The 23575-nt window shown below is 34.4% G+C and carries 23 protein-coding genes; 6 read left to right on the forward strand and 17 right to left on the reverse strand.

What is annotated here, in order from left to right:
• Nucleotides 1-5: 5 nt before the first annotated feature.
• A complete protein-coding gene (locus NST77_RS08970; RefSeq protein WP_163186826.1) occupies nucleotides 6-1490 on the reverse strand; it encodes an aminotransferase class V-fold PLP-dependent enzyme in 1485 nt (494 codons plus the stop codon).
• Between the two features lie 74 nt (nucleotides 1491-1564).
• On the opposite strand from NST77_RS08970, the gene NST77_RS08975 reads away from it, so the two are divergent.
• A complete protein-coding gene (locus NST77_RS08975) occupies nucleotides 1565-2545 on the forward strand; it encodes a site-specific integrase (protein WP_164463836.1) in 981 nt (326 codons plus the stop codon).
• 51 nt (nucleotides 2546-2596) lie between these two features.
• Here NST77_RS08975 and spoIIP read toward each other — a convergent pair whose 3' ends face one another.
• From spoIIP to NST77_RS09005, 6 genes are all read right to left on the reverse strand, one after another.
• Nucleotides 2597-3736 carry a stage II sporulation protein P gene (spoIIP, locus tag NST77_RS08980; protein WP_095328883.1) on the reverse strand — a complete coding sequence of 380 codons (1140 nt, stop codon included), beginning with the start codon at nucleotides 3734-3736 and terminating at the stop codon, nucleotides 2597-2599.
• Nucleotides 3737-3993: 257 nt separating this feature from the next.
• On the reverse strand, nucleotides 3994-4410 hold the full coding sequence (gene fabZ / locus NST77_RS08985; RefSeq protein ID WP_095328890.1) for a 3-hydroxyacyl-ACP dehydratase FabZ: 417 nt from the start codon (nucleotides 4408-4410) through the stop codon (nucleotides 3994-3996).
• Nucleotides 4410-5015: a lysophospholipid acyltransferase family protein gene (locus NST77_RS08990; protein WP_095328884.1), complete on the reverse strand. Its 606-nt coding sequence runs from the start codon at nucleotides 5013-5015 to the stop codon at nucleotides 4410-4412. The genes fabZ and NST77_RS08990 overlap by 1 nt, the downstream gene beginning before the upstream one ends.
• Nucleotides 5016-5442: 427 nt before the next feature.
• Nucleotides 5443-6315 carry an HAD family hydrolase gene (locus NST77_RS08995; protein WP_095328885.1) on the reverse strand — a complete coding sequence of 291 codons (873 nt, stop codon included), beginning with the start codon at nucleotides 6313-6315 and terminating at the stop codon, nucleotides 5443-5445.
• The gene (locus NST77_RS09000) at nucleotides 6312-7085 is read right to left on the reverse strand and encodes a DeoR/GlpR family DNA-binding transcription regulator (RefSeq protein WP_095328886.1); all 774 of its coding nucleotides are present in this window, start codon (nucleotides 7083-7085) and stop codon (nucleotides 6312-6314) included. The genes NST77_RS08995 and NST77_RS09000 overlap by 4 nt, the downstream gene beginning before the upstream one ends.
• Before the next feature lie 136 nt (nucleotides 7086-7221).
• The gene (locus NST77_RS09005; protein WP_095328891.1) at nucleotides 7222-7989 is read right to left on the reverse strand and encodes an alpha/beta hydrolase family protein; all 768 of its coding nucleotides are present in this window, start codon (nucleotides 7987-7989) and stop codon (nucleotides 7222-7224) included.
• Nucleotides 7990-8189: 200 nt separating this feature from the next.
• Between NST77_RS09005 and NST77_RS09010 the strand changes: the two genes are divergently transcribed.
• Nucleotides 8190-8981 carry a histidinol-phosphatase HisJ family protein gene (locus NST77_RS09010; protein ID WP_123257723.1) on the forward strand — a complete coding sequence of 264 codons (792 nt, stop codon included), beginning with the start codon at nucleotides 8190-8192 and terminating at the stop codon, nucleotides 8979-8981.
• Nucleotides 8982-9250: 269 nt separating this feature from the next.
• On the opposite strand, the gene manA is transcribed toward NST77_RS09010, so the two are convergent.
• Nucleotides 9251-10195 (reverse strand): mannose-6-phosphate isomerase, class I, encoded by a 945-nt coding sequence (manA, locus tag NST77_RS09015; RefSeq protein ID WP_341122919.1) that lies wholly within the window; start codon nucleotides 10193-10195, stop codon nucleotides 9251-9253.
• Between the two features lie 223 nt (nucleotides 10196-10418).
• On the opposite strand from manA, the gene NST77_RS09020 reads away from it, so the two are divergent.
• Nucleotides 10419-13589: a S8 family peptidase gene (locus tag NST77_RS09020; RefSeq protein WP_341122920.1), complete on the forward strand. Its 3171-nt coding sequence runs from the start codon at nucleotides 10419-10421 to the stop codon at nucleotides 13587-13589.
• A gap of 53 nt (nucleotides 13590-13642) precedes the next feature.
• On the opposite strand, the gene NST77_RS09025 is transcribed toward NST77_RS09020, so the two are convergent.
• From NST77_RS09025 to NST77_RS09050, 6 genes are all read right to left on the reverse strand, one after another.
• Entirely contained in the window at nucleotides 13643-14866 is a 1224-nt protein-coding gene (locus tag NST77_RS09025) for an MFS transporter (protein ID WP_341122921.1), read from the reverse strand.
• Nucleotides 14863-15297 (reverse strand): MarR family winged helix-turn-helix transcriptional regulator, encoded by a 435-nt coding sequence (locus NST77_RS09030; RefSeq protein WP_095328896.1) that lies wholly within the window; start codon nucleotides 15295-15297, stop codon nucleotides 14863-14865. Before NST77_RS09030 ends, NST77_RS09025 begins: the two co-directional genes overlap by 4 nt.
• Nucleotides 15298-15595: 298 nt before the next feature.
• Nucleotides 15596-15727, reverse strand: coding sequence for a hypothetical protein (locus NST77_RS09035; RefSeq protein WP_268926835.1), 132 nt, complete (start codon nucleotides 15725-15727; stop codon nucleotides 15596-15598).
• Between the two features lie 202 nt (nucleotides 15728-15929).
• Nucleotides 15930-16226 (reverse strand): YfzA family protein, encoded by a 297-nt coding sequence (locus NST77_RS09040; protein ID WP_095328974.1) that lies wholly within the window; start codon nucleotides 16224-16226, stop codon nucleotides 15930-15932.
• Nucleotides 16227-16484: 258 nt separating this feature from the next.
• The gene (locus tag NST77_RS09045; protein ID WP_171509648.1) at nucleotides 16485-17198 is read right to left on the reverse strand and encodes an MOSC domain-containing protein; all 714 of its coding nucleotides are present in this window, start codon (nucleotides 17196-17198) and stop codon (nucleotides 16485-16487) included.
• Nucleotides 17199-17281: 83 nt separating this feature from the next.
• Nucleotides 17282-17614 (reverse strand): DUF3889 domain-containing protein, encoded by a 333-nt coding sequence (locus NST77_RS09050; RefSeq protein WP_095328898.1) that lies wholly within the window; start codon nucleotides 17612-17614, stop codon nucleotides 17282-17284.
• A gap of 150 nt (nucleotides 17615-17764) precedes the next feature.
• Here NST77_RS09050 and NST77_RS09055 point away from each other — a divergent pair, with 150 nt between their 5' ends.
• Nucleotides 17765-18337 carry a biotin transporter BioY gene (locus NST77_RS09055; RefSeq protein ID WP_235850211.1) on the forward strand — a complete coding sequence of 191 codons (573 nt, stop codon included), beginning with the start codon at nucleotides 17765-17767 and terminating at the stop codon, nucleotides 18335-18337.
• 281 nt (nucleotides 18338-18618) lie between these two features.
• Here the strand turns inward: NST77_RS09055 and NST77_RS09060 are convergent, their stop codons facing one another.
• A complete protein-coding gene (locus NST77_RS09060; protein ID WP_163186820.1) occupies nucleotides 18619-20274 on the reverse strand; it encodes a copper resistance protein CopC in 1656 nt (551 codons plus the stop codon).
• Nucleotides 20275-20511: 237 nt separating this feature from the next.
• On the opposite strand from NST77_RS09060, the gene NST77_RS09065 reads away from it, so the two are divergent.
• Together NST77_RS09065 and NST77_RS09070 are read left to right on the forward strand one after the other, a co-directional pair.
• On the forward strand, nucleotides 20512-20685 hold the full coding sequence (locus NST77_RS09065; RefSeq protein WP_164463637.1) for a hypothetical protein: 174 nt from the start codon (nucleotides 20512-20514) through the stop codon (nucleotides 20683-20685).
• 225 nt (nucleotides 20686-20910) lie between these two features.
• Nucleotides 20911-21915, forward strand: a complete 1005-nt coding sequence (locus NST77_RS09070; protein ID WP_095328900.1) for a cation diffusion facilitator family transporter — start codon at nucleotides 20911-20913, stop codon at nucleotides 21913-21915.
• A 114-nt stretch (nucleotides 21916-22029) separates the two neighbouring features.
• Here the strand turns inward: NST77_RS09070 and NST77_RS09075 are convergent, their stop codons facing one another.
• Both NST77_RS09075 and NST77_RS09080 read right to left on the reverse strand, forming a co-directional pair.
• Entirely contained in the window at nucleotides 22030-22437 is a 408-nt protein-coding gene (locus NST77_RS09075) for a hypothetical protein (RefSeq protein ID WP_095328901.1), read from the reverse strand.
• Between the two features lie 107 nt (nucleotides 22438-22544).
• Nucleotides 22545-23549, reverse strand: a complete 1005-nt coding sequence (locus NST77_RS09080) for an LLM class flavin-dependent oxidoreductase (protein WP_123257729.1) — start codon at nucleotides 23547-23549, stop codon at nucleotides 22545-22547.
• Nucleotides 23550-23575 lie beyond the last annotated feature (26 nt).

Consider the following 23575-nt stretch of genomic DNA (forward strand, 5'->3'; position numbering starts at 1 on the left):
GTCACTTATATCGTAAACAAATCCTTCATCTGTAATTTATCTCTTCTTATTGAATGATATTCACAAGAGAACGGCTTTGTTACATAGTCCTTTTTCCATTCATCTTGATAATTTAGAATCTTTTTAATAGCATCCACTATATAATATACTTCTGCGTTACTCATAGTAGGATGTAAGGATATTCGCACCCACCCTGGTTTATGCGAGAAATTTCCTTCTTGTATTTCTTTGCTTATTTCTTTTGAATATGCCTTTGTAATTGGTAGTAAATAATGTCCGTATGGACCAGCACACGAACAGCCACCCCTTACTTGTATACCAAAGCGATCATTCAATAATAGTACAACTAAATCATAATGAATATCTTCACAAATAATCGAGATAATCCCTAACCTATCTTCATTTTCGCTTTCTAGTATTCGAACTCTATTGATTTTCTTCAGTTCTGTCATAGCTAATTGAATTAATTCCTTCTCTCTAGCTGCTATTCTTTCTATTCCCATTTCTTCTTTTAGTTGTATACATAATGCTATTTTAATCGCTTGTAAAAATCCTGGTGTTCCCCCATCTTCTCGTTCTTCCTCCTCTTTTTTGTAAAGGATATCTCCCCACTCATTCGTAAAATCAACGGTTCCCCCTCCTGGCTGATCCGGTATACTGGAAAAAATAAGCTTCTTTGACATCACTAGCACTCCGCTCGTTCCCGGTCCACCTAGAAATTTATGAGGTGAAAAATAAATAGCATCTAATCGTTCCTCTTTATCATCAGGATGCATATTCATTTCTACATAAGGAGCTGATGCAGCAAAGTCAACAAAGCAATAGCCTTTATACTTATGCATTATTTTTGCCAGCTCGTGGTAATTTGTTTTCCTTCCAGTAACATTGGAGCATGCTGTAAATGCCCCTATTTTTAATGGGATGTCCTTATATTGCTCTAGCAGAGATTTTAAATGTTCCATGCTGACATCCCCACTGTCATTTGGCTTAATCATTATGACATCTGCATTTGTTTCCAACCATGATAAATAATTAGAATGATGTTCCATATGAGTGACAAATATTACAGCGATTTTCTCTTTTTTCGCACAGGCACAGCCATTCTTTAAACCTATTATTCTTTGTAATTTATTAACAACCCCTGTCATACCAAATCCATCGAATAAAATAATGTCATTTTCGTCTGCATGAACATGTTTTTTGATGATTCGCTTTGCTTCCTTATATGCCTTAGTCATATAAGTACCCGTAATATTTGACTCTGTATGTGTATTAGCAACATACGGTCCTAATTTATGGATGATCTTCTCTTCAATAGTCTTATATAATCTGCCACTTGCCGTCCAATCCGCATATAGCAGCTGTTGCGTTCCATAAGGTGTAGAAAAGGTTAAATTATTGCCAATGATATTATGCTTAATTTTTGAAAAATATTGCTCTAATTTAGTATGATATTGGTAGACAGACTCACCAACTTTAATTCTAATCAATTTAAAATCCCCTTTCTCTCTCCTTCTTTAACCTATGTCAAAATAAGAAGAGAGGTTATTGCATTTCGGATAGTTTGAAAAAAATTCATAAGAAGGATGGAACATATATGATGATTACCTTGCCTGATTATGCACTTGATTATATGGAGAACTTAAATCAATCTGGACGAAGCAAACTTACATTAAAACAATATGAATCTGATTTAAAGAAATTTTTCAGCTGGCTCTCTACATACAAGGAAAATACTAAATTTGAAACAATAAAGGCATTAGGTGCTGATGATATTCGCGCTTACTTTCATTATTTAAAGGAAAAGCAACTGTCACAAGCAACTATACGCCGACTTGCATCTGTCCTTAGCCGACTATTGATGTACCACCAATGTGTTTGCGCCCATGAAATTCATAAACTAGCTGAAGCTGCCCCATTGCGTTCCCTAACTACAAAAGATTTTATTACAAGTGAAGAATCTAATAAATTATTGCAAAACCTGCTGACAAAGGATTTTGAAGGAACTAAAAAATCGGCTCGAAACTATCTGCTGGCAAGAAATTGGACAATTGTGACTTTATTAAAAACCTTTGGCCTGACACCTCTCGATATACACAGTATTAAAATGAAAGATGTGAACTTTGCACAAGGAGAACTAACTCTTCATAGAGAAGAATCTGGGTTCCTTCTCACCATTCCAAATGATATTCTGACAAAATTACGAGCATACTACTTTTCCATTCCGGAAGTCTTGCGGCCAAAATATTATTCTAATGATCCCGTCTTTGTTGCTTTTAACAATATTTCTTATTCTTTTCAATATGATTATGATCGACAAAAACCAAAAGCTCTGTCTGTCCGCGCTATTCAAGAAATGATTAAAGATGAAGTAAAAAGAGCAGGTTTGCGTAAAATTTCTGCAGTCAATTTTCGCAATGCTGCTATATTAAAAGAACTAGCATTAGGCGTAAGCGATGAGAAGGTAATGCATCAATTTCATTTAACAAGTGAAGCTGCCCTTAGAAGGTATAAACAATATTTGCAAAATAAAATCAATAGATAAATAGAAAAAAGCTGGACCTCCAATATAAAAGTTGGTCCAGCTTTTTCTTCGTTATTGCTGTGTCGCATCATTTTCTTCCCAATACACCTTTGAGAATACGTCAGCAAATGCTTCAATGCTGCGATTCAGTTCTCCTTGCGTATTGTCTATCCCACCTACTTCAAGTAGAATAGCACGATCAGAAAAGTTCTGATTGTATACTCCGTTTCCTTCTTCTTTTCCCTTCAAGAATACGCCTCTCGATATTCCAGGGTATTTTTTTTGCAGTTCTGCATGAAGCTTTTTGGCAAATTCTTGATTTTTTTCATAGCCTTTATTCGCATTGCCTATAATAAATAGTAATTTGGCATAGCTTTTACCATCAATCGTAGCACTAGTAGTTTTTTTCCTTGCTGAATCTCGGTGTATATCAATTAAATAGTTTAAATGTTTATTTTCGCTAACTGCTGTCTCCACCACCTCTTTAGAAACGGCATAAGATGAGAAGAAATTCCAGCCTCTATCAAGAAGCTTTTGGTTAATATTTGTTTTATCTAATTGCACGCCAATTCCTTCATCTTGCAATATACTACTTAATTTATTACTTAGCCCAACTACATTGGCCCGTTCATCTGAGCTGACTGCTTCATTTTCATTTGCATTCTTTAAAAGTGGTAGATATGCTTCTAGATTATGAGTATTGTAAACCAATACTGTTTTATTTTTAGGAGTAGTTACTGGAGCTTTATTCTCTGAAGGCTTATCTTCCTTCTCCACTTTTTCTTCATCTACTTCTTTAGGGTTCTTCATAAGCTCCTTAGAAGGAGTTGACTCAAATGGTAGATTAGCAAGACTTGTCCCTTCTTCTGCGACAACTATTTCAGTATGAAAAAAAGTCAGAGCAGGTAGTTCTCTTCCTAAAAGAGTGCGTGTGTCATCTAAACGAATATTAGTGGCAATTTGAAAAAGAATATTTCCGATTGAAAGTCCCTTTCCATCTGATTTTGGAAAAAGATGATTTTCACTATGAAATATTTCTGTATAAATTTCCGTTGTATTTACTGATTTTAAAATATTGGCAACATTATCAGAAGTTAATTTAAAGGAAAAAATAGAGGTCGTGATTCCCGCAATAAGGATAAACATTAGGATGATTCCTAATATTGTTGTATTCAAATATTGGATTAATGTACGTGTTTTGGAGGTTTGCATATAGGTACATCCCCTTTCTCCTTATAGATATATGTCTATTTACTAGAAAATAGTCTTGTAATCTATGAAATATTTGATAGGGAAATGTAATTATTTTAAAGATGATTGAGAAATTTTTTTATTATGTTGATTGCGTAAAATTTATTATAAAGACTATAGGAAGCTGCTATTTTTAGCTATCCAGTCTTCCATAAAAATAAAGATCACCTTCTAGAAAGATTGTCCTTTTCTAGAAAGTGACCAAGTAACTACTTTGCTTATTGAAAGGAAAAAAGAAACTCTGCTTCACAAATCAATTCACCAGCTACTGTTGCTTTCCCACTTGCTTTAGCAAAGCTATTTTTCACCTTTTCAACCATTACTTCCATACAAAGTTCATCTCCAGGAAAAACTGGCTTTCGAATTTTGGAATGATTAATGCCTGCTAATAAGGCGAATTTATTCCTATGTTTTTCTTCGCTATGAATAGCTACTGCTGTAACTTGCGCAATCGCTTCAATTATAAGGACGCCTGGCATAATCGGATTATTGGGGTTTTGCCCCGTCGCAAATGTGTCTTCCTTGTTAATCTGCTTTACTCCAACTGCCATTTTGCCTTCTTTTAACTCTAATATTTCATCTACTAGAGGCAGAGGATACCGACTTAGTATATCCTTCACTTTCTGTAGATTCATCATTGCTTACCGCCTCTTTTATCTAATTCATTTTGTAATTGTGCCATTACATCGCTTAATTCTCTTGTAATATCAGCTGGATCTTTTTTCGTACCATCTTCATTTTTCAAAAAAATTGGATCACCAAATATAACACGGATTTTCCTTCCCCTTAACAGCCCCTTTAAATCCGTAGGACCACTATAAGCTGCTGGAACGATAGGTACTCTCGCCAAGTTTGCAATCGTAGCAGCTCCCTTTTTTAATGGCACATCCTCAGAAGTTCTTGTTCCACTAGGAAAAATTCCTACTATCTTTTTTTCCTTTAAAAGTTTTACTGGCGTTTTAATACTGCTTGGGCCTGGATTTTCTCGATCCACTGGAAAAGCATTAATACTATGCAAAAATTTCGCTGCATTTGGTTTATTAAATAACTCTTTCTTAGCCATAAAGTGAATTTCATTTGGTAATAAAGAAGTACCAAGCGCAACCACATCCACCCATCCAATATGAGAACATGCAACCACATAACCAGTATCTTGCGGTAATTTATCTTTATTGATTACCTTTGTTCTGCCGAAAATTTTTAAGACAACATTTGCAAATCTGCTCGTAAATGCATACATTTTTTCTTTCTCCTTTATGTGAAAATTACTTATTATTTATGTGTAGCTATACTATATGTAAGATTTTTAAAATGGCCAAATACAAATATTCCGCTGTTAAAAACCGCTATCAAAAATAATATCATCTGCTATTAGTACTAGATACTATTTTTTTACTACCTACTTATTATATCTCATTCTCCTTAAAAAAAATAGTATCAAACAACTACAAAATAGGCGTCTTCCACATAATGGATCAACTGTAATTAAAGCAGTAATTTATCGAACTAATTTTCAAACAAGTTGGTGATCAAAGAATGGCCACAACCTTTATTTATCCAAATAATAAAAAAACCTAAACGATCATACGAAATTCTAATGGCCTATCCGTATAATTGTTTAGGTTTATATTTGATTCTAAGTCTTATATCCATGCAGGGTTCCTATATTATACGGTTATCGAAGACAATACTAATCGTTTAATCGTATTTGCGACTCCATCCTGGTCATTCGTTTCAGCAACCTCTAGTGAAGCTTCTATTACATCCTGCCTTGCATTTCCCATCGCCACAGGATATCCGACCTTTGTCAGCATCGAAAGATCATTCATACTGTCACCCATTGCTAACACATCCTTTAAGTGAATTCCTAAGTGATTTGCTAATTTTGCCAGTGCATTTCCTTTGGAGGCATCCTTATGTTCAAATTCAAAATTATAGGTACCAGATGTCACAATGGTGATGCTGGAATCATCTTCGAACGTTTTCCATCCAGTGTCTAGCTTCTCCTTATCAAAGGAAAATGCCAAAATATTATAGACATCAATTGCTGGATTTTCTATTTCTTTATAGCTATCAATATAAGAAAATCCTGTTTGTGCAAATTGAATAGTCGCATGTTTTTCAAGCTCTTCTCTGCTAATTTGAGGATTTGCCGTACATAAACGATCTAGTTCAATGGCAATTAATTGTCTACCACGCTGTGGCGAGTATAGATAATCGTTGCTAAAAACTTCATAATAGTAATCTCTCTCATCTAACCATTGCAATAGATTCATTGCTTTTGTCTTATCCATCGGAAGATGATCAAATAGTTTTCCTTCTGGATCATGGATAGTCGCACCATTTGCGCCAATAACCCATGTTTTTAGTCCGGTTTCTTTGAAAATCTCCATAACATCTGGATAGTTTCGCCCTGTTGCTACAATTACTTCTATTCCTTTTTCTTGTGCACTTTTCAAACTGGCTGCATTTTCTGGACTAATCTTACTTTCATGATTTAAAAGAGTTCCATCTAAATCGGTTACAATACATGTAATCATCCTTCTCCATCCTTCCTGTCTGCCACTAATAATTCCACACCATTTTCCTTTAATAATTGAATAAACCATTCTTCCGGTTCTTTATCAGTGATAAAGAGATCAATATCGGAAAGATTCGCGAATTGGTAAAAGTCAGTGATGCCAATCTTGCTATTATCGGCAACTACAATAACCTGCTTTGCTTGCTGCATCATCTTCTTTTTAACATCGCCGTCTTCTTCGTCAACAATTGTTAGTCCCTTTTCAGATATACCGACAATACCAATAAACACTTTATCTACATAATATTTATCCAATCGTTGAATAACAGAATTCCCATATAAATAGCGATGTTCTTTTTGCATTACTCCACCTAATAAGTGGATTTTCGGCAATTGTTTATCTGATAAAATATCTGCCAAATTAATAGAATTTGTTATCACTGTACATTCTTGATTAATAAAACTTCCGATTGCCTGTACAGTGGTAGAAGCATCTAAAATTATATGATCATTCTCACGAACAAAGGATGCAGCTAATTTTCCAATTGCTTTCTTTTCTTCTGAGACAGCTTTCAATCGATTATGATAATTATCTACTTTGCGATGAGTTTTTGGTAAAAGCGCACCACCCCTTGTTCGAATAATTGCTTGTTCCTCTTCTAGTTTTACTAAATCCCTTCTAGCTGTATCTCTGGAAACATGAAAGAGAGAACAAATTTCTTCCACCGTTATTTTTTCATGCTCATTTAAGTGCTGTATAATCTCCACTAATCTTTGCTCTTGTGCCATATTATCCCCTCAAATTCATTTCATCTATTTACATTTTAAGTTATTTACTTATAAATTTCCATTATAATAAGCAAAATAATTATTTTTACTTAAAAAAACGCAAACGGATATCTATTTCATCCATTTGCGTTTTTAATTATTTCCTTTCTAACCAGTCAACCGTTCCATTAATCAGCTTCAAAAATTGCCTTCCAGATGAGAATGTATGTACACCATCTTCAATAAGTATGGAATCAACTGTTCCTGTATTTCTAGTTAAATATTCATTTTTATATTTATTCAAATAGTGATAAGGAATATCCTCATCAGCTGTACCGTGCACTAGAAGCACATCTCCTGAAAATTTATGACAGCTAGTTAATGGTTGATAATCTGTTAAAGAATCAAAATAAGTTTGAAAAAAAGAATAACCATAAAAATCAACAACTTCCCTCTCTGCTAATTCAGATAATCTAGCTTTACCAAATATTCGTTTAATATCAACCGCTGGATCTCCGACAGCAGCCCACTGAATTAACCGGCTGACCCGTGAATCTTTGATAGCTGTCAATACCGCGACAGCTCCTCCCAGACTATGACCAAGTAAAATAAGTTCCGTTATCGAGAATCCATCATAAGCAAATTGAATAATTGCTTCTGTCTGTTCTATTAAATCAGACAATTGCGTGCTGCCATACTCACCACTTGATTCACCACATCCCCTATAATCAAAACGAATCACTAAATAACCCAATTCAGTCAGTACATTACTTGCCTTTACAAACAAGCGATCAACGCCAATTCTACTGCCAATTAACCCATGACACATTATCACTACTTTATATTCACTCTGTATTTTCTTTGGATAATCAACAGACAAAACAATAGTATCGTCTTTCCAGTTGATTGTTCTTACCTCGGTCATTATTTCTTCCTCCTAAATACTTCATATATCTATTATACATTATTCCTACCTGTTTAGTAAGTTTAAAAGAAGAATTTTCTGAAATCTTTTTCCTCATAAAATAATAGAACCTCTTTCCAACTTCAAGTTTGTTATTAAAATATGGTAGAATAAACAAGCAATATTTCATTAATTAAAGCGCGTCATTAAAGGAGATTCTTATGTATTATATTGATTATCATCATCATTCCAACCATTCATTTGATTCTAAGGCAATAATGATGGATATTTGTGAAAATGCCATAAGTAAAGGGGTAAACGAAATTTGTTTTACCGAACACTTTTCTGTCAATCCGAATGCTCCTACTTACGGTCATATGATTTGGCCAACATATCTAGAAGACATTAACAAATGTAGAATTCGTTATCAGGATCAATTAATAATTAAATTAGGAATTGAACTATGTGAACCCCATTTATTACGTGAACAATATAAAGCAGTGTTAGCACCGATTCCTTTTGATTATATCCTTGGTTCTGTTCACAATTTACATGGGCTTACACTTCGTAAATATATGAATACTCACCCTGATGAGGATATTTATCTTACTTATTTTAAAGAGGTTCTTGAATTAGTTACATACGCAGATATTGATGTCCTCGCTCATTTTGATTTAATGAAGCGCTATGCCCATCCCATACGAGGTATCTATCACTTCCCTGACTATCAGGAGATTATCACTACTATCTTAACAACAGCAATCAAAAGAAACATTGGTTTAGAAATTAATACTTCTGGCTGGCGAACAAGCTTAAATGAATCATTACCTTCTATAGAAGTTTTGGCATTATATAAAAAGTTAGGTGGCGAAATACTTACAATTGGTTCTGATTCCCATAGAAAAGACGATGTTGGCGCCGGTTTCATGCAAGCTCTTAATCTAGCAAAGAAAGCAGGTTTTACAGCATATTACAAATATGAAAAAAGAAAACCTATTCGAATAGATATGTAAAAATCTTAACAGCTTCTTATAAGCATTAGAGCTATACTAGCAGAGACTCTTCTATTGTAATGAGAAAGTAGAAGGATTTCCGACCATTCCGTTAGGATAGGATGAAAAAATTATCAATTAAAAGGATAATACAGCACTACTCAATAATCATCCCAAACTAAATAAAAAAAGAGTGCATAGGTAGTTACCGATAAAAGTTAGTATTGTTATTCTAACTTTTGGAGATCAGTATCCAAATGACACTCTTTTTTTATTTTTGCAAATTCGCTTTAGATATAGGAAACAATCAGCTCTGCTTTCCCAGCCAATTCAAATTCACCAAATTTATATGGCAGTATGAAATGATCCCCTTTTTGGAAAGTGAATTCTTTGCCATCCTTTTGCAGAGATCCATCTCCTTCAATTACGCTACATAGTAAAAAAGCTTGGTCTTGTTCTCTAGTAGACTGTCCGTCCAACACCCATTTTTCTACTGTAAAATAATCACATGTAACAAATTTAGTAATCTCCATGTTTCCTTGTTGTTTAACAAGTGGAGTAGTTGCCGCTAATTGATGTGGAACAGTTGTAACGTTAATTGACTGTTCAATATGCAGCTCTCGCTTATTGCCTTCGCTATCTGTACGATCATAGTCATATACGCGATATGTGGTATCCGAATTTTGTTGCGTTTCAAGGATGATAATCCCTTCACCAATAGCGTGAATCGTTCCGCTAGGTACAAAGAAGAAATCACCTTTTTTCACTGGTACCTTGTTTAGTAATTCATCCCATTTATTTTCCGCTATCATCGTTGTTAATTCATCTTTTGTGTTCGCGTGATGCCCAAAAATGATTTCTGCTCCATCCTGACAGTCAATAATATACCAACATTCCGTTTTACCAAGTTCTCCATTTTCATGAACTTTTGCATAGTCATCATTTGGATGCACTTGCACAGATAAATCTTGATTAGCATCTAATATTTTTGTTAATAAAGGAAAACGGTCACCTTCCATATTTCCAAAAAGCTCACGATGATTCTCCCATAACTCTTCTAAGTTTTTACCCGCTAATGATCCGTTCTTCACCATACTTTGACCATGAGGATGTGCTGAAAACGCCCAGCACTCTCCTGTTACTTCACTGGGAATATCATACCCAAAGCTACGTAGTGCTGTACCGCCCCAAATTCTTTCTTTAAATACTGGTTTAAAAAATAATGGCTCGTTCATGTGATTTGGAACTCCTTCTTTACAATATTTACTAGACTATTCTATCATATTCCAAAGTAAATTGGTTTTTATTTTCATAAAACGAAAATGTCGATCTGCTTTCTATATTATTAAATGAAATTGATAACATACATTTTTTTCTAAAAATACAAAAAATATGAGGACAAAGAGGTAGAAAGGTGTTTTAATAGATTTGTAATATATTACTAATAGGAGGAGAATTATGTATAAAAAGCGTAAATGGAAAACCTTATTTGCTTTGTTATTAACGGTGACATTAGTATTAAGCGCCATGCCATCGAAAGAGATTCTAGCATCAGAAGGAGAAATTTCAGCTGATACTCTTTCAATCGGAAAAGAGTTATCCTCGAGCTTTCAGCCAGATGAATATGTTAAATGGTTTAAGATTGATCCAAAATCTGTCGTGACTAAAGCAACTCACCTGGAGGTCGAATTGAATTCGACGGAAGAAATGAATATTAGCGTATATTCAAGTAAAGATAATGCTATGTCAGACAACACCTTCGATCGATATAACGCCGTTAGCTTTATGGATAATAAGGGCGTCATTTACTTCCCGATTGCTTGGGAAGGGCCATACTATATTAAGGTTGAGTATTATTCCAACACAGATGACGAGGAATACATAGAAGAAGAGGAAGTACCTGAACCGAATAGTCAATTTTCCTTAAAAGTAACGGATACAAAGCAAGCTCCTACTGTTGAAACAGAAGAAGCATGTCCAGTTGAATTAAGTACTAAGGAGACAAAGGACAATCAACCACTCCTTACACAATTACGTACCATTAGAGATACCATTTTGTCTTCAACCGAAAATGGGAAAAAACTATCTTCTTTATACTATCAAGTATCTCCATTTTTATCAGCGAAAATGATATTTAATAAGCAGCTAAGACAAGATGTATTAACAAATTTAAATACATTAAAACCGATTTTCGCTAATCTGCTTGATAATGGTACAAGTAGCACCTATAAGATAGGGAAAAACGAAGCAAAAGCAATAAATAATTTGTATGAAATCGCCTTAGAAGCTTCTCCTACCGCTTTACAAACTAAGATTTCAACCCTCGCTAACAAAGTAGAATTATCTAATATTGAAGGAAAAACGCTTGATGACATTTTTACTTTATTAGGAGCTTCCAGTTCAAGTATTACGAACAAAGAGATAAATAATAAATATATTGTAAAAATGAAAGCTGGTAAAACAGTTTCTTCTTTAAAAAACAGCTTGGGTAAGGCTTCTGCTCAAACGATTAAAGGTTTAGAAGGAAGCGAAAAAATTGCTGACGGCATGTTTACCCTTGAATTAAAGGAAGGAAAATACACAACGAAAAGTGCTAATACTCTTATTAACAAGATTCAAAAAGCAAAAGAAGTAGAATATATAGAGCCTGTACAGCAGTATACCTTACTATCCTTGCCAAGTGATGTTTCTGCACCTTACCAATGGTCATTAAAAAACACTGCCCAAACAAATGGGAAAAATGGTGCTGATATTCAATTTGAAAAGCTTTATCAGCTTCAACAATCTACTGATGTTAAACAAATGAAAATTGCTGTCTTAGATACTGGTGTGGATGCTTCATTAGCCGATTTAAAAAATAAAATCACAGCGGGTTATAATTTTATTAACGAATCAGACAATGTATATGATGACAATAATCATGGCACACATGTAAGTGGCATTATTGCAGCGGGCATAAATAATGGCTATTCAATGTCTGGCATCCATACAAACGCAAAAATTATGCCAGTCAAAATATTAGATGCATCTGGCTCTGGTGACACGGAACAAATTGCAAAAGGAATTAAATATGCAGTAGATCATGGTGCAAAAGTTATCAACATGAGTTTGGGTGGTGGTTATAGTAGAGTAATTGAGTCCATGCTGCAATATGCCAACAGCAAAAATGTCACTATTATTGCCGCAAGCGGAAATAATGGTTATGAAGGCCTTGATTATCCGGGCTCTTCCAAATATGTAACGGCTGTTGGGGCTTCCAACGATTTAGATATCGTTGCTGATTATTCAAGTTATGGAAAAGAGCTTAAGCTTGTTGCACCAGGTTCCAACATTCCAAGTCTGGTTCCCAATGGAAATCTCGTGTTATACAGTGGTACTTCAATGGCTACTCCACATGTATCTGCTGTAGCTGGATTATTGCTTTCTTTAAATGGAAAGCTGAAGCCTAAAGAAGTAGAAAAATATTTAATTGAAACAACAACATCTATTGTTTTTAAGGAAAATGACAATCCTGAAAATGAATTTTCGGAAGAATATCCAGAAGATTTACCTGCTAGTAGTAATCCCATCGGTTTTGATAAAGTATCTGGCTGGGGGCGATTAAACGCATTTTTTGCTTTTAGTGCTCTAAAATTAAACGCAAAAATTAATCCTGTTTATAATAGTACTCGATTACTTACCGGGACAGCTGAACAAGGAAGCAAAGTAAGTGTAAAACTTGGCAGTAAAACCTATTCTTCGTCAGCAGACAAAAATGGCAAGTTTACAGTAGAAATACCTTTACAAAAACCGGATAAGCTTATGTATATCCAACTTTCAAGCAAAAATGGAAATGCAAGTACTTCCCTCAGAACGACTGTTCAAAGAGACACGAAAGCTCCAAATTTACCAACGATTCAAAAACTTGGCGATAATGATAGTTTGATGAAAGGTACAAGTGAACCTTTTGCTTATATTAATGCAAAGGTTAAGGGGAAATTGATTGGTAAAGGAAATGCAGATAAAAATGGGAAATTCGCCATTAAAATCAAAAAACAGAAAGCTAATACAATTGTATCTGTAACAGCTGCAGATGGTGCAAAAAATACAAGTAAACCAGCAACCGTAAAAGTTGTGGATAACACTCCACCTCCCATCCCAACGATAACGGGAACAATCAGTAATAAATCAGATAAAATCACTGGTAAAGCGGAAGCTAATTCTACTGTTACTGCCAAAGCAGGCAAAAAGAAGCTCGGTTCTGCAGTTGCTGATAAAAAAGGAAAGTATACGATTAAAATTAAAAAGCAAAAAGAAAATACGAAAATCAGTGTTACAGCTACAGATAAGGCAAAAAATATAAGTAAAGCGAAGACTATTACAGTAGTAGATAAAATAGCTCCTGTTAAGCCAAAAGTAAATACGATCACGACGAAAACAACAAAAGTGACAGGAACTTCTGAAAAAAATGCGACCATTATCATTAAAAGAAACAACAAAGTATTAGCAGAAGGAAAAACAAATAAAAAAGGAGCTTTTTCTATCAAAATTAAAAAGCAAAAAGAAAAAACCTCTTTAACTATTACGGCAAAAGATACATCTGGTAATGTCAGCAAACCTGTTAAAAAAGTGGTCACAAAGGCAAAATAATAAAAAGGCTCTCCTTTTTAGAAAAATTCCATTTCTAAAAGGAGAGTCTTTTTTTAAGCATTTGTATTTAATTGTTCTTCCTTAGCTACTGTCGTTTCATTTCTAATCGTTTTACCATGCAAATAGTAATAAACAGCAATGCCGATTAAAATATAAATGCTGCTTAATGAATAGAATGAATTCAACCCAATAGCATCACCAATAATTCCTACAATATAGGAGCCGAACCCTATTCCTATATCAAATATGGATAAAAATGTAGCTGTTGCAAGCCCTCTTCGATGTGGCGCTGCTTTCTGAATCGCAATGGTTTGTAGACATGGAAACATTGATCCATATCCTAAGCCGATTAATGCAGCAGAAAGTAAGAACATCCATTCTGTTTGTGCAGTCCCCAGGATAATCATCCCAATGGAAAATAAGATGATACACGGATAAACAATTTTATTTGCACCATAGCGGTCAAACCACTTACCAGCAAAAGGTCTTGCTATTAACATAAAGATAGCGTAAACCACAAAGAAATATCCTGAAACACTTATAAATCCTTTGTTTTCAGCGTAAACCGAAACAAATGAAAGAATCGATGAATAAACAATCCCAAATATCGCTGCTACGATACTAATTTTTACTGCCGTACTCTCTATAATTCGATCAAATTGAAATCCTTTTTTCGCCTCTGCTTCTTTGTCTACTCTCTCTGTCTCTATATCTGACTCTAGTTTCATAAATCCACCTGTTAGAATCGCAAAGAAAGCAAAAATTAGCGCCAATGTAAACAAGGTAGAAGTTCCCCATGAGTTAATTGCTTGCAGTCCGATAAATGGACCGACTACCATTGCTAAATTCATACTCATCGAATAATACCCCATGCCCTCTCCTCTTCTAGAACTTGGCAAAATATCTGCAACAATCGTTCCTGTTGCAGTTGTAGCCATACCAAATCCAATGCCGTGTATTGCGCGAACGATGAGCAAACTAGTAATTGAATCAGTAAATAAATAAAAAACCGCTGCCACTAAGAAAATAAGTAATGAAGTAACAAATATAGCTTTTTTGCCAAACTTCTGCATCAAGTTACCAGCTACTGGGCGGATGAGAATAGCTGTTATAATAAATACCGTAACAATTAAGCCTGCTGTAGACTGCTTTCCATTCAATTCTCGAATCGCATAAATTGGTAATGAAACTAATAAAAAATAAAACGTCATAAATAAAAAAAAGTTACTTATCCATATTTGGATAAATCCCTTTGTCCATAATGGTTCTTTATTCAATTCTTTTCCTCCTTGATTGTTAATGAATGAGTCCATTCAAAAATTATGTGTTGTAAAGTCTTTCGAGATTCGATTGGCAATTGTTCAAGTAACTCCTGATTTGCTTGCAGAACAGCTGCTTCCCATTTCGCATACTGCTGTATAGCAAAATCTGTTAGAAAAACTCTATTTGTCCTCTTGTCTTCTCCCTTTATTTGCAGAACATATTTTTTCTCCACGAGCTTCTTTATGGTACGTGTTACTGGAGGGGGTTCTATGGATAGATAATCGGCGATTTCCTTTTGGGTAAGGGGACCATTCTTTTTTAATACATACAAAATTGCCCATTCAGAACTATAAATATCAAATGGCTCAAGTGCTGTATTTAATTGTTTGGTTAATTGTCGTGCGAGCTGCTGGATAGAATGGAATAAATCATGAGTCGTGTTCATTGCTTTCTCCGATCTAAAAATAATTACCTAGGTAACTATATCATATCTTTGTGGGAGATGGCAATATAATATTTCATTTAAACAAACGTTTGATTAAACATAATACAAACATACTAAGATTAATAGCACAAACCATGGCCTTGGTTTGTGCTATTAATCTTAGTATGTTTCTGCTGCTTTATTCGGTAGTGTATCGCAGACATCTTCCCCAAAACTTGAATGAAGCAATGTTTCTGGATGACAAGCTGCTATAGTCTTTTAATTTGTAACTAATTAAACTTAAACATCAACTAACTATTTACCCAATGCTACTAATTAAACGAAATACCATTCTTGGTATAAACAGTACAATATTCCAGACTACTTCCCCTACTACCTCAAATAATACTTCTTTAAAAAAACTGTTACGCTTTCTTGTTTTAATTTTCATCTTCTAACTTCCCGTTATAAAATTTAGGTACCTATTGTTAATAACTATAAATTGACTGCCTGAATAGATCTTTCGCTATCCTACCATTTTTCTATAAGCAGGCAGCTTAATAGCAGCAGTGTTTAAATATGGCCTCCAGCGTTATTCTATTCCCCACTTGCACACATATCTATTATTACAGCTTAAATCCGCAATGGTATTATTATTTACCGCGAGTAAAAATCTTTATTATCGCACTTATTATTCCGGGCACAAGAAAAAAGACGACAAAAAAGACAGTGAGTAAATTATACTGTGGTGTTTCATAGAAATTAAACCATTCAGTGATAATATAACTGTCAAGAAGCCTCCCAAATATTGTTCCATCCATATCTCTGTATTTAAGTATCCATCCTGTGGCTTCTGAAGTAAAAAAGAATATTTGTGACAATACAAATACGCTAATAGAAGATACCCAATATTTTTCCAGAAATGTTGAAGCTTTTTGTTTCCTAACCAATGTAAATCCCATCCTTTACGAATACTCTTGTCTATATATTCATAAATTCATACGGATAGTTAGGAATTAAGTTTCAAAATTTTTCTGTTTTATTGGAAAAAATTAAATTGAATATATACCATTTCTACTAACTTGTTATTTAAATCATCAATAGCCATTAAATCAGAAGGAAATGGCGGGTGGATACTCGTAATTATAGATTGTTCAACTTTAAATAATTTACTTTTATGTTTCTACCATCCGTATTTATCCATTTCTTTATAAAATAGCTATCTCATCACCAATATGAATAATTCCAGTATGAATCACACTTGCATATAAACCAAAATGGTTATTTCGCTCTTTAACTATCTGTTTTAATAGCTTCGGCTGTCGGATGCCTGTTTCTGGATCTACAGTTATGATCATACATCTTTCACAAAACTTATTAATCTTCAGAATTACGTCTGAGCCGATTTTTATTTTTTTCCCTAGTAGATCTTGTTCGTTTATACCACTTTCTTGGAGATCATAGACAATATTTCCTCTGAATCTTCTCTCATCAATTGATTCACCAAATGATGTAGATAATTCTGATAGGGCCTTTGTGGAAATTAATAAAAGATTGTCTTCTTCAATTGCTGGAAAGGGAACAAAGGTCGGAGCATAGGTAATTGAATCTAGTGTCCGATTCGTTTCTTGTTCTAATCTTTCTAGTAATGCTGTTTCCCCCCAAATATATTCCGAGCCATCATTTGCAGTTATAGTTAAATCAGGAAATTTTTCTATTGACTCTTCTCCTGAAAAGCCTGCTCTATATGTAACCATTTTAGGGTATTGTGTTATTGTTAGATGTTTATTATTTGCTTTATCGATAAAAGCATGACTACGATCGCCGTATATTCCATAAGACATAATCCGTGCCTTTTCCAAGCTTTCTCCAGTAAATGATTTTATTGGATAGCGCATAATCTTTTGTATATTCCCTATCATAATTTCTCCCCTTTTACTTCTCTTTCTTCTATTAAAACAAAAAAACTCTCTAAAACCAATTCTTTTAGAGAGTTTTTCGAAAATTAAGGCTTTGTTTCCTGCATATCTACCGACAATAGTCGTTCTGTGCGGGTGTCAAAAGTTAAATGAACAAATACACCAATTTCCTTTTGATCTTTGTTTACAATTAGTTTAAACTTTTCCACAGATGTTCCTTTCTTATCTTCCTTGCCTACATGAAGATAATCAGTAACTTCACTATTAGGATATTTTTCTTGCGTTTTTGTTATGGCAATTCTCCCCCATTTTACATAGGAAGGCAGCTCTTCCGCACCTGTATGTAAAGGACCGTTAAGCTGCATAAGGAATAAGCTTACCAAAAAGATGCTTATGAATGGATATTTTAATTTTTTCATGCAAACATCTCCTTTCTTGTTATTTCTAGTATGAACAGAGAAACAAAATATATGTATTTTTATATGTTAACCAATTAAAATTATAAGTTGACACAAATTAATTAGAGAAGTATATTTATTACAGAAATTAAACAAAAGGGAGTGGCCATTTTGAAACAGTGGAAGCCAATAGATATAACAATGATTGCCTTATTTGTTGCTTTTATGGCGGTGGGAGCAAATGTTACAAGTTTTCTTATAATTGGAGGTGTTCCCGTAACTCTTCAGACTTTCTTTTCTATTCTTGCAGGGTTGATTCTTGGGAAAAGGTTAGGCGGTGTGGCGATGTTTGTATATATGCTTGTTGGCCTTATTGGAATACCTATCTTTGCGGGGATATCTGGCGGTCTTATGGTGATTACTAGGCCATCGTTTGGATTTATTTTAGCTTTTATTATGACAGCATTTCTTGTGGGTTCCTTAATCGAAAAAAAGCAAACCGTCCCATTCTATATTTTTAGCGCCTTCATTGGATTATTGATTAATTACATCATTGGGACTAGTTGGATGTATATGTCCTACAAACTTTGGTATGCTGCACCAGAAGGGTTTACCTACCAACTAATGTGGAGTTGGATGGCTCTACCTTTAATAAAAGACATTATCCTAACTTTTATCGCTGGTATTATAGGACATCGCTTATATTATTCCGTCATCAAAAAAAGTTCCTTTCGCGTGCATTAGCATGAAAATTTTTCTCGATAAGAAAGACTGGCACATTTTAAAGGACAATCTCTCATTTAGCTAATAAAAAAGACTATAGACAAACCCCATAATTATTTTAGGTATTTGCCTATAGTCTGAAAATCCTCGGTAATAGCGAACAAGTTTGTTACTAAAACCGATTGCTTTCTATGTTATTCGCTATTATACGACGTTCTCTTCTAAAAATCCTGTCTGATTATGCGCTTTCCCGAGAAATAATTATCCTCTTCTCTATTTCCCATTGCCCTCTATATGAAACTTTATCTTATGTCAATAGAATAAGAATAATCCAGTGATTCTAATTTATCGGTTAACACATGTATTTCTACATCCCATTTTCCCGGCTGATTTAATTGAAGATTCTCTGCAAAATAATGTCCTTCCTTTTCCTTCGTTAATGGAAACGCCATTTCTTTGTCTCCCTGTTTTAAACTAATTGTAATTTGTTCCACGGGATCAATTGGCTTACGATTATTATCAAATACAAATACTTCATACTGATTTTGCACACCCGTTTTCTTAGGTGTGATCGATAAACTGATATTTTCATTATACCCAAGTTCTGCTTCTTCATAAAATGGCAGGTCGATAGGCAAGGTCGGTGTCTGTATTTGAGTAAATGCTGTAGTTACTATCAGTATTAATATGCCAAGTGTAATTTCCACTTTTATTGATTTTTTATAAAAGTCTTTCTTTCTTAATAGAAGTCTGCTAACGAGGTGATATGCACCAAAAATCAACATTAATACAAGTAAACCAATTTTAATAAGCAAAACCTTTCCATATGCCGTACTTACTAATGACTGAAAATCAGGAATTAATAAGGAAGCATTTACTGCACCAGAAATGGCTAAAACCGCAACAGTAAAAAGGGCCCATAATGAATATTTCTCCATAGTTCCCCAATATAAATCATGCCCTTCCCCTTCTTTAGCAAATATGCCTTCTCGTAAAAAGAGAATAATAACAATCATTCCGCCAAGCCAAATAGATGCTGCTATTAAGTGAAAGAAATCAAGTACAATAGCTACAGTCTCATAAGGTGAACTGGAAGGATGGCCAAGAAATGCTTTTGAAAGCATGATGCCTATAAATGCTAATCCAGGAATTATCCAATGTTTTCTATCTAAATAAGCTTCTTTTGCCCAAATAAATCGTTGTCCAAGGAATAAAATAGCTAAAAGGATCATTTGTACAATCCAAATAATTCCTTCCTTTGTACTTGTCAATGTTTCCATTAAATTACTTGGCTTCAAACTAGCTAATAGACTTACACCAGCATAGCTTTGTGTTTGAATAACTAATGCACTAATAATACTAATAGCAAGTAATAAGACAGCAATAATAGAAATTCTTTTCGTTCTTTTTACTAGCTTAGCGGATAATTTATTATTTCTATACCAAAATGTATAGAATAACAATAATCCCATAAAGACAGAAAAACCTATATAAAGAAAGCCTTTATTGATCATCGTGCTTATAAAACTTACTAGATTACCACTGTCCTGTTGAGTTGGAAAATCTGCACCATCCGGTAATTCCCCAATGCTGAAAGGAATCATCCCAGACACAGAATGGCCATCAGCAGAAACAACTCTCCACTCTACCGTATATATATCATTCGGTAAATCTGACTTTAGATCAACTTCCATTGATTTTTCTGTATCAGGATTAATGACTACATTTTTCTTGTCTACTCTTTCTCCCGATGAATTTAAAACATTTAATATTTTAAAACCAGTTTGGATCTTTTCATTGAACTCTATGTATACTCTCTTTGGCGCTGACTCTAATATTTCATTCTCACTAGGGTTTGAATTTGTAATATAAGCATGTGCAGAAACATTATTAATCCCTAAAAGACTAAACATTAATACAACGAAAGGAAGAATCATAAGCAACTTTTTGCTATTCACTTTTAAAATCACGTCCTTCTATTTTCTCATTCCCCTCCCAATTATAGCGAAAGAATAGACATTCGTACAATGAAGTGCTGCCTTCCTAAAAGAGTTCGACATTAAACTAGGTAGAAAAGTCAACATTTGTCTTTATAGCGCATTTTTTGCGCTTTCCCAAGAAATATTTACGGAAAAAGCGAATAAAATATGTTGAACTGGTAAATAATATGAATAAATTTAAAAGGAGGTAGGTCCATGGATATTAGCATGAATGCTGATGAAGTATTGTTGGCCATTCAACAATTACGCTCAAATGGCATGAATATGAATAAAAAGAAGATAAAACAAAGCCATCCAGATTTAATGCGCCATGCGCTCCATTATTTTCCTGATTGGAACAGTGCGGTTGAAAAAAGCGAATCAGCTTAAAAATGCCGGATTTACTACTTCTTAGACATACATATTCAACGATTGTCTGATAACACCATAGACTTACGAAAAAAATTTAATGAACACGTTTTTTTTCAGTATCAATTAGAAGTTAATAGAGGCTTCCCTTACAATGTAACCACTTAAACTTTAATTGGTTACAAACGGGAAGTTCTCTTTTTATTTGTATACGACCTTTACTGAGGAAGAAGGGTATTAGATAGAATGAAGGAATTCTTATTATTATTAAAGAATGGAAACCGTTCAGCTCTGCTTGCTGCTTTAGTAAATACCGTTATCTCCTTATTAAAAGGAGTTGCTTACTTTCTCACCGGCAATGTGGCGATGTTTGCTGAAACAATGCACTCCCTTGGTGATGCAGCCAATCAATTTTTTGTGTTTATTGGATCTGCATTAAGTAAAAAAGCTCCAACAAAACGCTTTCCAGGAGGATTTGGCAGACTTGTCAATGTTGTTTTATTATTTGCGGTTTTAATTGTTGGAATTATGGCTTATGAAACAATTCGCGAAGGGCTTGATCATGTTTTTAAGCCACAAGAATCAACAGGCTTTTTACTCATTATCATTATCCTCTCCATATCTGTTTGCTTAGAATTTACCGTTTTAATTAAAGCAATGAAAGAAATTGTTGCAACAGCAGGTTTAAAAACAAGAGGTTTACAATTGTTTTCTGCCAGCATTGCCTATTTAAAATCTGCCAAGCCTGCAACAAAATTGGTATTTTTAGAAGATTCCGTAGCAACAGCAGGAGGAATCTTAGCAATTGCGGCAGTAATAGTAAGTGAATATACAAACTTTAAACAAGCTGAAGGCGTTGTATCCATTATCATCGGCATTTTTATGTTTATTGTTGTTGGGAGAGTTTTTTTAGATAACGCTGCAGGAGCTATAGGAGAAGCAGATTTAGAAATGCAAGATACAATTGGCAATATCGCGATAAAAGATCCTGATGTACGCGATATCCAAGATCTAGCAGTCTACAAAGAAGGGGAAGATTTTCATGTAGAACTCAGTATCGAAATCGATAGTAAATTAACCGTTGAGCAAGTAGATAAAATAAGACAACGAATTGAAAAGCAGATTTTATCAGAAAAAGGCGTATCCGATGTGATTATCGAATTTGATAAAGATGATGGTATTTTAAAATGGCCCCATTTTATTTCCGAATTGGATAAACATAAAAAGATGGCTGAAAAGCATACAAATTAAAATCAAAGATTATAAGGTTCATTCTTGAATAGGTGAATTAAAAATCAACTATCCTTCTATGCTAAAGGCCAGGAATACATAAAAAATCCCTGGCCTTTAAAATTAACAAAGAATCTATTTAATTACCGCGTCTTCAAACGGCGCATAAAATACTCCTTTAGGTGCCAGAACATTGGTTTCTGACTCCTCTTCTCTCCCATCGACTTTATATGTGCCTGCTGGAAAATAATCATAATAGCCAGACTTCACATGTAAATCCACATAGTATTCATCGAGTTCCCTCATTAATATGTGGTATGCTTCTCTATCCATAATTTCACCTAAATCATCAAGTTCAAAGTTTACTTTCACTGCCTCTATAAATGGTTCGCAAGATTCTGCCGCAACGTATAAATCTACGTCACAACATTCCATACAAAGTAAAACCTCTTCTCCTTTTATATTAGCATAAGCATCATCGACCATTTGTTTTAAAATCTGTTTGATTTTTTCTTGATTAACCAACTTCATAGTTGTTTTCACAACAGTTCCCTCCAAGTATTTACAGCTGACAAAATATCTATAGCTTTATCATACACAAAAACAAGTACAAAATGAAATAATATCATTTTGTACTTGCTACAGCCTTTTTATTTTAAAATATTTTTTACAATTTCATATGAACGAAGACGTTCAGATTGAGAATACACTTGTGTGTTGATTATTATTTCGTCCGCTTGGGTTTCCTCTAAAAATGTTTGTAATTTCTGAGTAACTGTATCTTTGGAGCCGATAATAGATGCTTTCAATTGCTTGTGAACAATAGCTTTCTCATAAGTACTCCACATCTCCTCCATATTGGAAACTGGGGGCTGCAGTTGTGTCGGCTTGTTCCGGATAAGACTTAAAAACTGCTGCTGAGAAGATGAAGCAAGATAGGCCGCTTTTTCATCCGTGTCTGCTGCAATAATATTCACTCCAACCATCACATATGGCTTCGTTAAAATTTCTGATGGACAGAATGATTGATAATAAGTATTAAGTGCAGGAATCGTATAGTCTGGCGAAAAATGACTAGCAAATGCAAAAGGCAGACCAAGTTGACCAGCCAATCTAGCACTAAAGTCACTAGAGCCTAACAGCCAAATCGGTATCGTTACCCCTTCCCCTGGTATAGCCCTTACTGGTAAATTCGTCTCTTCATATGGTTTAAAATATGTTCTTAATTCCTCTAGCAATTCAGGAAAATCACTTCCATCACTTTGATGGTAACGTCTTAATGCCCTTGCCGTCAGTTGATCACTGCCAGGCGCTCTTCCAAGACCTAAATCAATACGATTGGGGTACATAGATTCTAATGTACCAAATTGCTCAGCAATAACTAAAGGCGAATGATTCGGTAACATAATTCCGCCTGCTCCGACTCTAATCTTGCTTGTACCCCCAGCTAAATAGCCAACTAATACCGAAGTAGCACTACTAGCAATTCCAGGCATACTATGATGCTCAGCTACCCAATAGCGGTTATAACCCCACTGTTCAGCATGTTGAATAAGTTCTAAACTATTTTTAAAACTTTCAGCAGCATTGCTTCCTTCTCTAATCGGTGCTAAATCAAGAACGGAATATTTTATTTCCTGTAATGTTTTTCCCATATATCCAACCCCTTCTCTCTACTTAC

Source organism: Niallia sp. FSL W8-0177, from assembly GCF_038006285.1.
GTDB lineage: Bacteria > Bacillota > Bacilli > Bacillales > Cytobacillaceae > Niallia > Niallia circulans_A.

Excerpts from the sequence above, each read along its gene's own strand:
- spoIIP (WP_095328883.1), bottom strand. The coding sequence starts at position 3,736 with ATGCAAACCTCCAAAACACGTACATTAATCCAATATTTGAATACAACA.
- fabZ (WP_095328890.1), bottom strand. The coding sequence starts at position 4,410 with ATGAATCTACAGAAAGTGAAGGATATACTAAGTCGGTATCCTCTGCCT.
- NST77_RS08990 (WP_095328884.1), bottom strand. The coding sequence starts at position 5,015 with ATGTATGCATTTACGAGCAGATTTGCAAATGTTGTCTTAAAAATTTTC.
- NST77_RS08995 (WP_095328885.1), bottom strand. The coding sequence starts at position 6,315 with ATGATTACATGTATTGTAACCGATTTAGATGGAACTCTTTTAAATCAT.
- NST77_RS09000 (WP_095328886.1), bottom strand. The coding sequence starts at position 7,085 with ATGGCACAAGAGCAAAGATTAGTGGAGATTATACAGCACTTAAATGAG.
- NST77_RS09005 (WP_095328891.1), bottom strand. The coding sequence starts at position 7,989 with ATGACCGAGGTAAGAACAATCAACTGGAAAGACGATACTATTGTTTTG.
- NST77_RS09010 (WP_123257723.1), top strand. The coding sequence starts at position 8,190 with ATGTATTATATTGATTATCATCATCATTCCAACCATTCATTTGATTCT.
- manA (WP_341122919.1), bottom strand. The coding sequence starts at position 10,195 with ATGAACGAGCCATTATTTTTTAAACCAGTATTTAAAGAAAGAATTTGG.
- NST77_RS09020 (WP_341122920.1), top strand. The coding sequence starts at position 10,419 with ATGTATAAAAAGCGTAAATGGAAAACCTTATTTGCTTTGTTATTAACG.
- NST77_RS09030 (WP_095328896.1), bottom strand. The coding sequence starts at position 15,297 with ATGAACACGACTCATGATTTATTCCATTCTATCCAGCAGCTCGCACGA.
- NST77_RS09035 (WP_268926835.1), bottom strand. The coding sequence starts at position 15,727 with ATGAAAATTAAAACAAGAAAGCGTAACAGTTTTTTTAAAGAAGTATTA.
- NST77_RS09045 (WP_171509648.1), bottom strand. The coding sequence starts at position 17,198 with ATGATAGGGAATATACAAAAGATTATGCGCTATCCAATAAAATCATTT.
- NST77_RS09050 (WP_095328898.1), bottom strand. The coding sequence starts at position 17,614 with ATGAAAAAATTAAAATATCCATTCATAAGCATCTTTTTGGTAAGCTTA.
- NST77_RS09065 (WP_164463637.1), top strand. The coding sequence starts at position 20,512 with ATGGATATTAGCATGAATGCTGATGAAGTATTGTTGGCCATTCAACAA.
- NST77_RS09070 (WP_095328900.1), top strand. The coding sequence starts at position 20,911 with ATGAAGGAATTCTTATTATTATTAAAGAATGGAAACCGTTCAGCTCTG.
- NST77_RS09080 (WP_123257729.1), bottom strand. The coding sequence starts at position 23,549 with ATGGGAAAAACATTACAGGAAATAAAATATTCCGTTCTTGATTTAGCA.